Origin of the sequence: Pantoea sp. CTOTU50773, from assembly GCF_032082325.1 — a bacterium.
Taxonomy (GTDB): domain Bacteria; phylum Pseudomonadota; class Gammaproteobacteria; order Enterobacterales; family Enterobacteriaceae; genus Pantoea; species Pantoea communis.
The window spans coordinates 1-11,801 of the sequence record NZ_DAMDQC010000134.1; the positions used below are offsets into that span (position 1 = coordinate 1).

Below are 11,801 nucleotides of genomic sequence, written 5' to 3' on the forward strand. Positions count from 1 at the left end.
CAGCTGTAAACGAAATCTTGCGCGGTGACGGGGTGACAGTGGATCCAGCGCGCATCTTCACGCAGGGTGAAGGTCCAGATACGCCCCGGCTGGTTGCTCCACTGATTTGAAAAGCCAGGAAAAAGAGGAACATTGTTATCGGGCTCGACCAGCCCCGCTAACAAATTGCGGATGACATTAGATTCGGGAACCCCTTCAGTTTGTTGCGGATCGAGCGAGGACACTTCACTACCGTTATTGATGACAATGCGCTGTGTTGCAGATAACTGCGTCCCTGCCGGGATGTCAGCCGCCTGACTATGAGAGATAAAACCTACCAGACAAAGTACCAGAGACGTGCGCGCAACTTTTTTCGCTACCATGCTCTTCATCAACAAATATCAACCTTATATAAAAACCTGATAGCGAGTAAGCAAGAAGCGTACACATTTGTCGCGAACAGGGAAAAAATTTGTGATGAGCCGAAAATTATCAGAACCGATGCCCGCACGCCAAAGCTAAACAGCAAAAATGTTAGCTAATTCTCTTTTATCATGTAGACCGCGACAGGAGAAGTGTTAATTTTCATACTGAAATATTATTCAACCATATGTTTTATAAGCAATAAGTCAATATTCCGTCGATTTTATCGCCAATAAAGCCCTGTAATCCGCTATTTTACTGTTAATGCTGCCAAACTCTCAGCTAACAATATGAAACGTTATTTGAGGTGATATAACTTCCGAATAGTTACTGATTAAAATGAATATGGCAGTGAAATATACTGTGATAATTATCACATATATTTGTTGATGAACTGGCGCGGGAAGGAAAAGTAGTAGCAAAAGTGATGATAGTCAGATCATATTAAGCCAGGCGAATAACCTCACCCTATTGGTGCAAAATACTGGCCCATTGCACCAATATGGATCACAAAAGTTATTTTTTAACTGAAAACACCGACAAATTAATTCAGCAAACCCGGAAATATCGCCTTCATCCCGGTGACAACAAACTCAATCCCCAGTGCCATTAGAAGCAATCCCATGATTCGGGTAATCACGTTAATGCCTGTTTGTCCTAAAACGCGCACCATTAAAGGGGCAGCTCTAAACAATAACCAACAGCAGAGCGCGAAAATCGCAATGGCGATAGTGAAACCGAGCAGGTTTATCCAGCTGTGGTAACGCGTGCTCCAGACGATAGTCGAACTGATCGCACCCGGGCCGGCCATCAAGGGCAAGGCCAGTGGCACCACACCAATACTTTCACGAATCGCGGTCTCTGACTTTTCCTGCTTGTTTTGCTTATCCTCGCCCAACTTGCCGCTGATCATCGACATCGCGATGGTTACCACCAGAATCCCCCCGGCGATACGGAATGAGTCAATTGAAATACCAAACAAACGGAGAATGGCATCCCCCAGGAACAATGAGGTCCAGAGTATGATCGCCACAGCAAGATTTGCCGTAAAGTTGGTTTTATTCCGCTCAGCGACCGCCTGATAGCTGGTCATGCTGATAAACACGGGGATGATCCCCACGGGATTGACCAGGGCAAATAAGCCGACAAAAAACTTAACGTAGCCGGAAAAATCAAGTAGCACGGGGTTCACGGTGAGCTCCACGAAGGTAGTGTTTCAAATCGCGCTTAATGTAGTGCATAAGCCGGAGGGACAACCAGTAGGTTAAGCGGAAATATATGCTGCTATTTCCCCTTACTTCCAGTTTATTCCTCTGCGAACGATGGCTCGTCGCCCACCTCACGTCATCTCCATCAACTAAAACCGCTTAATGAGTTACTTTAGTTGCTAAAGTGGGTGCTGAAAGGTGTCAGCTTGGCTCCGGATTGATCCACATCAAAATTTGCCTACCTCATCAGGGGTAATCTTACCCCATCGAAACTATTGATACAGGCGTCAGCATCTTATCCTGGAAACCCTTTTAGTAAGCAACGGCAATCTACTCGCCACTCTGAACAACGTATAAGCATAGCGCGACTATACTTTCCGACTCAGGCTTGCTTACTAAAAGAGTTTAACTTCCTTCAGGAGAGCACTATGGCCGTTACAAATGTTGCCGAACTTAATGCACTGGTTGAGCGTGTTAAAAAGGCACAGCGTGAATACGCCAACTTTAGTCAGGAACAAGTTGATACCATTTTCCGCGCTGCTGCACTCGCCGCTGCTGATGCCCGCATCCCTCTCGCCAAAATGGCCGTCGCCGAGTCCGGCATGGGCATCGTTGAAGACAAAGTGATCAAAAACCACTTCGCTTCTGAATATATCTACAACGCCTATAAAGATGAGAAAACCTGTGGTGTGCTGGATACAGATGACACCTTCGGTACTATCACCATCGCTGAGCCAATTGGCCTGATTTGCGGTATCGTCCCAACCACTAACCCGACCTCTACCGCCATCTTTAAAGCGCTGATCAGCTTAAAAACCCGTAACGGTATCATTTTCTCACCACATCCACGTGCCAAAGATGCCACCAACAAAGCAGCCGACATTGTGTTGCAAGCTGCCATTGCGGCTGGTGCGCCGAAAGACATCATTGGCTGGATTGATGTCCCTTCAGTAGAGCTGTCCAACCAGCTGATGCACCACCCTGATATCAACCTGATTCTGGCCACCGGTGGCCCAGGCATGGTAAAAGCCGCATACAGTTCTGGTAAACCAGCGATTGGTGTCGGTGCGGGTAACACGCCAGTGGTTATCGATGAAACCGCCGATATCAAACGTGCTGTCGCTTCTATCCTGATGTCCAAAACCTTCGACAACGGCGTCATTTGTGCATCAGAACAGTCAGTCATCGTGGTGGACTCAGTCTACGATGCGGTTCGCGAGCGTTTCACCAGCCATGGTGGCTATCTGTTACAGGGCAAAGAGTTGAAAGCCATTCAGGATATCATCCTGAAAAATGGCGCGCTGAATGCCGCTATCGTGGGTCAGCCTGCGGCAAAAATTGCTGAACTGGCGGGTATTAGCGTCCCTGCGACCACCAAAATTCTCATCGGTGAAGTGAAGCTGGTGGATGAGTCTGAACCGTTTGCTCACGAAAAACTGTCGCCAACCCTGGCGATGTATCGCGCAAAAGATTATTACGACGCGGTAGATAAAGCAGAGAAACTGGTGGCTATGGGCGGTATCGGCCATACCTCTTGCCTGTACACTGACCAGGACAACCAACACGAGCGCGTGCACTTCTTTGGCGACAAAATGAAGACCGCCCGTATTCTGATTAACACACCAGCTTCGCAAGGCGGTATTGGCGACCTGTATAACTTCAAACTTGCGCCATCGTTGACGCTGGGCTGTGGTTCCTGGGGCGGTAACTCAATTTCTGAGAACGTCGGACCTAAACACCTGATCAACAAGAAAACCGTGGCCAAGCGAGCTGAAAATATGTTGTGGCATAAACTTCCGAAGTCTATCTACTTCCGTCGTGGTTCACTGCCGATTGCCCTGGAGGAAGTCGCCACCGACGGTGCTAAGCGCGCCTTTATCGTCACTGACCGCTTCCTGTTTAACAATGGCTATGCCGATCAAGTCACTCGCGTGTTAAAAGCGCACGGCATCGAAACTGAAGTGTTCTTTGAGGTGGAAGCGGACCCAACACTCAGCATCGTACGTAAAGGTGCTGAGCAGATGAACAGCTTCAAACCCGATGTGATTATCGCCCTGGGCGGCGGTTCCCCGATGGATGCCGCGAAAATCATGTGGGTGATGTACGAACATCCTGAAACCCACTTCGAAGAACTGGCGCTGCGTTTCATGGATATCCGTAAACGTATCTACAAGTTCCCGAAAATGGGCGTGAAAGCGCGCATGGTGGCCATCACCACCACTTCCGGTACCGGTTCTGAAGTTACACCGTTTGCGGTAGTGACTGACGATGCCACAGGCCAGAAATATCCTTTAGCGGATTATGCACTGACGCCTGATATGGCGATTGTGGATGCCAATCTGGTGATGGATATGCCTCGCTCACTCTGTGCGTTTGGTGGTCTGGATGCGGTGACTCACTCGCTGGAAGCCTATGTCTCTGTGCTGGCTAATGAGTACTCTGATGGCCAGGCGCTGCAGGCGCTGAAACTGCTGAAAGAGAACCTGCCGGCCAGCTACCGTGAGGGGGCGAAGAATCCAGTAGCGCGTGAACGTGTGCATAATGCGGCAACAATCGCCGGTATCGCGTTCGCCAACGCCTTCCTCGGTGTGTGTCACTCCATGGCGCATAAGCTGGGCTCGGAGTTCCACATTCCGCACGGTTTGGCCAACGCCCTGCTGATTTGCAACGTCATCCGTTACAACGCGAATGACAACCCAACCAAGCAGACGGCTTTCAGCCAGTACGATCGCCCACAGGCACGTCGTCGCTACGCTGAAATTGCCGACCATCTTGGATTGAGTGCACAGGGTGACCGCACTGCCCAGAAAATTGAAAAACTGCTGGCATGGCTGGAAGAGATGAAAACTCAACTCGGTATCCCAACCTCTATCCGTGAAGCTGGCGTGCAGGAAGCCGATTTCCTGGCGAAAGTCGATAAGCTGGCAGACGACGCGTTTGATGACCAGTGTACCGGTGCGAATCCGCGTTATCCGCTGATTGCTGAATTGAAGCAAATCATGCTGGATACCTTCTATGGCCGCGAATTCTCTGAAGCTGAAGGCCCAGTGGCTGAAGCCGCCGATGATAAAACGGTGAAAATCGAGAAAAAAACCAAAAAGGCCTAACCGGCTAAAAACAAAAAACCCGCTGCGGCGGGTTTTTTTATCGCTAAATAATCAAGCGTGCGGAGATTGCGCACCATAGATAGCTTTTAACGATCCTTCATCAATCGCCTGTTTATAGTGTTTACGGCAGACAGAAATATATCGCTCATTGCCGCCAATCACCACCTGCTCTCCTTCGCTGAACGGTTTACCGTTGGCATCAAGGCGCAATACCATGCTGGCTTTACGACCGCAATGGCAGATGGTTTTAAGCTCAACCAGTTTATCTGCCCATGCCAGTAAATATTGACTGCCGGTAAAGAGCTCGCCGCGAAAATCAGTGCGTAATCCATAACACAATACGGGAATATCCATATTGTCGACCACATCCGATAACGCCCTGACTTGCTCACGTGTCAGGAACTGACTCTCATCCACCAGCACACAATGAACCGGTTGCTTCGCATGCTCCCTGGCTATTTCCTGATTTAATTGTGTCGCAGCGTTATATAAAAATGCAGGAGACGAAAGACCAATCCGCGAGCTTACCTTGCCCGCACCAAAGCGGTCATCAATCTCGGCGGTATACACCAGAGTGCGCATGCCGCGCTCCTGATAGTTATAGGAGGACTGAAGCAAAGCAGTGGATTTACCTGCGTTCATCGCGGAGTAATAAAAATAAAGTTGGGCCATATGCAGAATCTCATCGCAGCACAAATCTGATGGCGCGCAGTCTACCATAAACAAGTAAACCTGTAGCGATGCATTATTTTTATCATTTGCTCAAATTAACGACAATGGCAGGTACGTGATTCATCATCGATGTTAAAACAGCACTTTTTGGCAAAGGACAATCTATGCTGAGAATTTATTCAGCATTATTACTGCCAAAGTGTAAGGATTAGCACAACGTCACGGTGGCAAACGCGGATAATCAAGGCTTCAGATCTAAGCGCTAACGGTAAATATATTTGTAAACCGTAATACAATGTGATTTCTGGTTTTTACTTAACGTTTTACTTTTTAATCTGACTATTGCAGTTATTTTTTAGCCCCACTATTATGAGTCGGCAGAACAACTCCCATTTATTATATTTTGAGATTAGGACAATGAGCGAAGCACTTAAAATTCTTAATAATATCCGTACATTGCGCGCGCAAGCTCGGGAATGCACTCTGGAAACACTGGAAGAGATGCTGGAAAAACTCGAGGTTGTCGTCAATGAGCGTCGTGAAGAAGAAACTCACGCGCAGGCTGAAAATGCTGAACGTAACCGCAAACTTGAACAATACCGTGAGATGCTGATTGCAGATGGTATCGATCCAAACGAATTGTTAAAGGCACTTTCTGAGACCAAAGCACCGGGAAAAACCAAGCGTGCTGCACGTCCTGCCAAGTATTCTTACGTTGATGAAAATGGTGAAAACCGTACCTGGACTGGTCAGGGTCGTACACCAGCCGTGATTAAAAAAGCGATTGAAGAACAAGGTAAACAACTGGACGATTTCCTGCTGTAATTTTCCAGTGCTTCGAATTGTGAATAGCGCTAACGTGAGTTCACTTTACACCGGGTAAGAAAAAGGAAGCCGCTGGCTTCCTTTTTTAATGCGTCTTTATTGCTGATAAAAGCGACGATACCAATCAACAAAGTTCTGCACGCCCTGCTCAACCCTGGTTTGCGGACGGAACTGAATCGCATCATATAATGGCTGAGTATCCGCACTGGTATTGAGCACATCTCCCGGCTGCATCGGCAGCATATTTTTCTTCGCTTCAATGCCCAACGCTTTTTCCAGTGACTCGATATAGGTCATCAGGCTGGTCGGCTGGCTGTTGCCGATATTGTAAACCCGGTATGGCGCAGAACTGGTGGCCGGCGATCCCGCTTCCACGGTCCAGTTTTCATCAGCCTGCGGAATCACATCCTGCATACGCACGATAGCTTCTGCAATATCATCAATGTAAGTAAAATCTCGGGTCATTTGCCCACGGTTATAGACGTCAATTTGCTCACCGGCCAGCATTGCGCGGGTGAATTTGAATAACGCCATATCCGGACGTCCCCACGGACCGTAAACAGTAAAGAAGCGCAGACCGGTGGTGGGCAACTGGTACAAATGGGAATAAGTATGCGACATCAATTCGTTGGCTTTTTTGGTGGCCGCATACAGAGAAATAGGATGATCAACAGAGTCATCCGTTGAGAAAGGCATTTTTCGGTTTAGCCCATATACTGAGCTGGATGACGCATACAACAGGTGGCCAACTTTATGATGGCGGCACCCTTCGAGAATATTGAGGTGGCCAATGAGATTGGCATCGGCGTAAGCGTGTGGGTTATCAATTGAATAACGAACGCCCGCTTGCGCACCCAGATGGATCACGCGATCAAATGCATGATCTTCGAATAATGAAGAAATGGCCTGGCGATCTGCCAGGTCCATTTTCAGGAAAATAAACTCGGGATGCTGGAGGATCTGGTCTAAGCGCGCTTGTTTCAGGCTGACATCGTAATAGTCATTCAGGTTATCGATACCGACGACCTGGTGACCGGCGGCCAGCAAAAGCTGACTCACGTGAAATCCAATAAAACCTGCCGCACCGGTAACCAAAAACTTCATACATCCCTCATTTATTACACAATTTGAATTGATGCTCCGCGGCCGATAGCGTAATACGTAAAGCCGCGTTTGCTGATACGCTCCGGATCATACAGGTTACGACCATCAAAAATCACGGGTTGTTTTAACGCGGTTTTGATAACGTCAAAATCTGGCGCACGGAAGTTCTGCCATTCAGTACAAATCACCAGGCCATCAGCACCTTGCAACGCCGCTTCTTTGGTACCGGTCAGCTTCAGGTCGTCGCGGTGGCCATAAATACGCTGCGCTTCTTCCATTGCTTCCGGGTCAAATGCCTGAATGGTCGCACCCGCTTCCCATAGCGTTTCCATCAGCACACGGCTGGAGGCTTCACGCATATCGTCGGTGTTAGGTTTGAACGCAAGGCCCCAGAGAGCAAAGGTTTTGCCACGCAGATCGTCGCCAAAATGACGCTTGATGAAGCTCGGCAATTTGTTCTTCTGTGAATCATTCACATCTTCTACCGCCTGCAACAGACGCGGTGTGTAACCAATCGACTCAGCAGTACGAATCAGCGCCTGCACGTCTTTCGGGAAGCACGAACCACCGTAGCCACAGCCAGGGTAGATGAAGTGATAACCAATGCGAGAATCTGAACCAATCCCCTGACGGACTTTCTCAACGTCGGCTCCCAGACGTTCTGCCAGATTAGAGATTTCGTTCATGAAGCTGATTTTGGTCGCCAGCATGCAGTTCGCTGCGTACTTGGTCAGCTCTGCACTGCGGATATCCATCAGAATCATGCGATCGTGATTGCGGTTGAATGGCTCATAAAGCTCACGCAACAACTCAACCACGTCGTCGTTATCAGTGCCCACCACGATGCGCTCAGGACGCATGCAGTCGTTTACTGCAGCCCCTTCCTTGAGGAATTCAGGGTTAGAAACCACATCAAACGGGATGTTCACATCACGTTTTTGCAGCGTCTCGGCCATTACTGCACGCACACGATCAGCCGTTCCGACAGGGACGGTAGATTTATCGATCACCACTTTATGATCGTTCATGTGCGCTGCAATTGTCCGCGCAACCGCAGTCACATATTTCAGATCGGCAGAACCGTCTTCATCCGGCGGCGTACCCACAGCAATAAATTGCATGACACCGTGGTTAACACCCTCTTCTGCATTGGTGCTGAACTTCAGGCGACCCGCTTCATAGTTAGACATCACCAGCGGCGTCAAACCCGGTTCGAAAATCGGAATATGGCCTTTTTTCAGGTTTTCGACTTTCTTTTCATCGACATCAATACAGAGAACGTCATGTCCGACTTCGGCCAACACCGCAGCCTGAACCAGACCGACATAGCCGATACCAAATACAGTGACTTTCATTGAATTATCCTGTGTTTAATGAATTACTTTTTGTTGCCTACAGCGCCTTCCAGCCATTGAGTAAAGTCTTTACCCAGTACTGGATGACGAACGCCATACTCAACGAAAGCCTGCATATAACCCAGTTTGTTACCGCAGTCATGGCTTACACCGGTCAGGTGATAGGCTTCAACGGTCTCTTTTTCCATCAGCATGGCGATGGAGTCAGTCAGCTGAACTTCGCCGCCAGCACCTGGAGGGGTTTTCGCCAGCAGTGGCCAGATATCAGCAGACAGCACGTAACGACCCACAACTGCGAGATTAGAAGGCGCTTCAGAAGCTTTAGGCTTTTCAACCACACCCACCATTGGCGCGCTCTGGCCTGGCGCCAGGTCAGCACCTTTGCAGTCAACGACACCGTAAGCGGTCACATCAGCAACCGGCTCTACCATGATCTGGCTGCGGCCGCTTTCTTCGTAACGCGCCAGCATTTCTGCCAGGTTGTCTTTGGTTGGGTCAGATTCGTACTCATCGATGATCACATCTGGCAGAATCACGGCAACCGGCTCATCACCGACCAGCGGATGTGCGCACATCACTGCGTGGCCAAGGCCTTTCGCAATACCCTGACGCACCTGCATGATGGTCACGTGTGGAGGACAGATAGACTGGATTTCATCCAACAACTGACGCTTAACGCGTTTTTCCAGCATGGATTCCAGCTCAAAACTGGTATCAAAATGGTTTTCGATGGCGTTTTTAGAAGAGTGCGTAACCAACACGATTTCGTTAATGCCCGCAGCAATACACTCATTCACGACATATTGGATCAGCGGCTTATCGACCAGCGGTAACATCTCTTTTGGAATAGCTTTAGTAGCAGGCAGCATACGCGTAACCATACCTGCAACCGGTATTACCGCTTTTTTTACTTTATACTTATAGGCAGACATCTAAATACCTCTCTTAATAGGCCGTTCAAGTTAATACTTGATATGTCGATTTAAAAACGAAATGAGTATATCAGTTACTATCAGACGGATTTATCCTGGATGGAGCTAATCCGCTGAATTTAAGACTATTACCCAATTGGAACCCTTACCCCTGGCCCTGTCTCCAGCCCGCAAAAAATATAAATCCAATCGCTTATTCTTCAGCCGATAACATCAGCCGTAGCCTGCCACCCGCGCCCCACACATGGCACTGCCAGGCATCAGCGCGTTGACTAATCTGATTGAGGTGCGTACTGCCCATAGTACCAAGCGGCACGCCATTACTGAGTTGAATCTGATGGGTGTTAATGTGCAATGTGGCGTTGAGGCCAGCGGAGACCAGAATCAGGTTTTTCAACTGACGGTGGTAGTACCCCACCAGCAAGGGGAACTGGCCACTGAGATTGGCCTGGCGTAACAGCATATTGACCTGGCGCAGCAGGCCGTTTAACTCCGGCAAGCGCTGCTTCTGTCCGGAAAGTTGTTCCTGTAACAGACCATTAAACAGCGCGCGCAACAGTAAGGCGGCCAATACGCCATTATCGCCTGCTCGGGTCACATCAAGACAGTAAAAGGCCAGATCCTTGTCGGACAACGCGGCAATATCCAGCACCAGCCCTGGCTGTTCGGCCATGGTCAGTTGGCGATAGTTAATGCGGCAATTGGCGATGGTTTGCTGAACCGGAGGTTGCAACTGCTTCAGTAACTTAGACGCAGCTAAAGGATCGCGAACCAGTGCATCCCAATCCTGAAACAGCTGTTCATCTTCCTCAACTTTGGAAGTGAACATCGAAGGATAAAGGCACTCATAAACAGCTTCACGAAAACGTTCGAGGTTTCTGAGCGGCTTAAGCAGAACATCCTGAACCCCAAGGCGCAGGACATGCGCAATATCAGCCATGTTCTGCGTGGCGGAGATGATCAAGATTGGCACGCTATTACCGCGGCTGCGGATACGTTCGACGAACTGAAGCCCCCCCATGCGCGGCATCTCCAGATCGCAAATCACCAGATCCACGGCTTGAGCCGACAGCAAGGTTAAGCCATCGAGGCCATCTCCCGCTTCCAGCGTGCTGGCTCCCAGCCCCACCAACATAGTGTCTAACATCGAACGGAAAACGACCTCATCTTCGACAATGAGTATCTTTTTGCCGATTAGTGGTTTTTCCATTCTCTCCCCCTGCGTACCAGATATTTCAATAGTGGTTCATAAAACGCAGTTGCGCCTTTCAGAATTGACTGAAGTCGCACTGCCTGAGAATGAACAACCTGATTATCTGCCTCGGACCAGCGGTAATAGTTCATCCATTTTTTTCTCGACGGCGGCTTTACCTGCCGCAATGGCTTCTTCTGCACGATGAAAATCCAGTGTGGATATCTGCGGACAAAACGGTTGAATCAGCACATCCGGTGGATCGCCCGCCATACGATTACGTTTAAGGCGGTTTTCCAGAATCTGGATGGATGTGGACATGATCTCCATGGCGCCCGGCGTTTGATTGGCCCGGCGGTGCGTCAGACCCAGTATGCGCTGGCGCAATTTTTTGCCCCAGCTTAAAGCCTCAGCCGCAGCCTCTTCTTCGCCGCTCTGAGGTGTCACCGATAATAAATCCTGCTGCATTAAATGCGCGTCATGCTGTAAATCCACCGCGATGACAATGTCGGCGCCAAGGGCTCGTGTCAGAGATATCGGCACCGGATTGACCACGGCACCATCCACCAGCCAGTAACCATTGTAGCCAACAGGTGGTAATAAGCCTGGCATACTACAGGACGCACGTACTGCCTGATGCAAATCGCCTTCGGTTAACCACAACTCACGGCCGGTACTTAAATTCGAGGCCACCACGCCAAAGGGTTTATTGCACCCCTCAATCAATTCATTGGGGATCAACTGACGGATGTGGCTGAACACGCGGTCACCGCGCAGCAAACCACCACGCTGCCACGACAGATCCATCAGACGGATTACATCCCAGTAGCGGAATGCGCTGACCCACTTTTCCATCACTCCCAGCCGATTATTGACGTACGCCGATCCCACCAGCGCGCCGACAGAGCAGCCTGCAACCACATCTATTTCAATGCCGGCACGCTCCAGCGCATTAATCACACCAATGTGCGCCCAACCTTTGGCGGCACCTGAACCCAGGGCCA

9 protein-coding genes and 1 pseudogene are annotated in these 11,801 nt (G+C 49.5%); 2 read left to right on the forward strand and 8 right to left on the reverse strand.

Annotation, left to right across the window (positions count from 1 at the left end; all coding sequences use genetic code 11):
• Together RT340_RS17760 and RT340_RS17765 are read right to left on the reverse strand one after the other, a co-directional pair.
• Positions 1-371, reverse strand: a pseudogene (locus RT340_RS17760) (oligopeptide ABC transporter substrate-binding protein OppA); the annotation flags it as partial.
• A gap of 575 nt (positions 372-946) precedes the next feature.
• Complete coding sequence (locus tag RT340_RS17765) at positions 947-1,594, reverse strand: YchE family NAAT transporter (RefSeq protein ID WP_313377396.1); 648 nt, start codon at positions 1,592-1,594, stop codon at positions 947-949.
• Between the two features lie 444 nt (positions 1,595-2,038).
• Here RT340_RS17765 and adhE point away from each other — a divergent pair, with 444 nt between their 5' ends.
• Positions 2,039-4,717 carry a bifunctional acetaldehyde-CoA/alcohol dehydrogenase gene (adhE, locus tag RT340_RS17770; RefSeq protein ID WP_097116985.1) on the forward strand — a complete coding sequence of 893 codons (2,679 nt, stop codon included), beginning with the start codon at positions 2,039-2,041 and terminating at the stop codon, positions 4,715-4,717.
• Positions 4,718-4,768: 51 nt separating this feature from the next.
• Here adhE and tdk read toward each other — a convergent pair whose 3' ends face one another.
• Positions 4,769-5,389 carry a thymidine kinase gene (gene tdk / locus RT340_RS17775; RefSeq protein WP_034828884.1) on the reverse strand — a complete coding sequence of 207 codons (621 nt, stop codon included), beginning with the start codon at positions 5,387-5,389 and terminating at the stop codon, positions 4,769-4,771.
• A gap of 417 nt (positions 5,390-5,806) precedes the next feature.
• Here tdk and hns point away from each other — a divergent pair, with 417 nt between their 5' ends.
• Positions 5,807-6,214, forward strand: coding sequence for a histone-like nucleoid-structuring protein H-NS (gene hns / locus RT340_RS17780; protein WP_211728433.1), 408 nt, complete (start codon positions 5,807-5,809; stop codon positions 6,212-6,214).
• A gap of 96 nt (positions 6,215-6,310) precedes the next feature.
• On the opposite strand, the gene RT340_RS17785 is transcribed toward hns, so the two are convergent.
• The 5 genes from RT340_RS17785 to rssA all read right to left on the reverse strand — a co-directional run.
• The gene (locus tag RT340_RS17785) at positions 6,311-7,318 is read right to left on the reverse strand and encodes an NAD-dependent epimerase (RefSeq protein ID WP_211728432.1); all 1,008 of its coding nucleotides are present in this window, start codon (positions 7,316-7,318) and stop codon (positions 6,311-6,313) included.
• A gap of 14 nt (positions 7,319-7,332) precedes the next feature.
• Positions 7,333-8,673 carry a UDP-glucose dehydrogenase family protein gene (locus RT340_RS17790; RefSeq protein WP_034828819.1) on the reverse strand — a complete coding sequence of 447 codons (1,341 nt, stop codon included), beginning with the start codon at positions 8,671-8,673 and terminating at the stop codon, positions 7,333-7,335.
• Positions 8,674-8,696: 23 nt separating this feature from the next.
• On the reverse strand, positions 8,697-9,605 hold the full coding sequence (galU, locus tag RT340_RS17795) for a UTP--glucose-1-phosphate uridylyltransferase GalU (RefSeq protein WP_313377397.1): 909 nt from the start codon (positions 9,603-9,605) through the stop codon (positions 8,697-8,699).
• Between the two features lie 193 nt (positions 9,606-9,798).
• Positions 9,799-10,815 (reverse strand): two-component system response regulator RssB, encoded by a 1,017-nt coding sequence (gene rssB / locus RT340_RS17800; RefSeq protein ID WP_034828815.1) that lies wholly within the window; start codon positions 10,813-10,815, stop codon positions 9,799-9,801.
• Positions 10,816-10,917: 102 nt separating this feature from the next.
• Positions 10,918-11,801: patatin-like phospholipase RssA (gene rssA, locus RT340_RS17805; RefSeq protein WP_313377398.1), on the reverse strand; the 884-nt coding region annotated here is incomplete at its 5' end.

Coding starts and splice junctions, on each gene's coding strand:
- adhE (WP_097116985.1), top strand. CDS start 2,039: ATGGCCGTTACAAATGTTGCCGAACTTAATGCACTGGTTGAGCGTGTT.
- tdk (WP_034828884.1), bottom strand. CDS start 5,389: ATGGCCCAACTTTATTTTTATTACTCCGCGATGAACGCAGGTAAATCC.
- hns (WP_211728433.1), top strand. CDS start 5,807: ATGAGCGAAGCACTTAAAATTCTTAATAATATCCGTACATTGCGCGCG.
- RT340_RS17785 (WP_211728432.1), bottom strand. CDS start 7,318: ATGAAGTTTTTGGTTACCGGTGCGGCAGGTTTTATTGGATTTCACGTG.
- RT340_RS17790 (WP_034828819.1), bottom strand. CDS start 8,673: ATGAAAGTCACTGTATTTGGTATCGGCTATGTCGGTCTGGTTCAGGCT.
- galU (WP_313377397.1), bottom strand. CDS start 9,605: ATGTCTGCCTATAAGTATAAAGTAAAAAAAGCGGTAATACCGGTTGCA.
- rssB (WP_034828815.1), bottom strand. CDS start 10,815: ATGGAAAAACCACTAATCGGCAAAAAGATACTCATTGTCGAAGATGAG.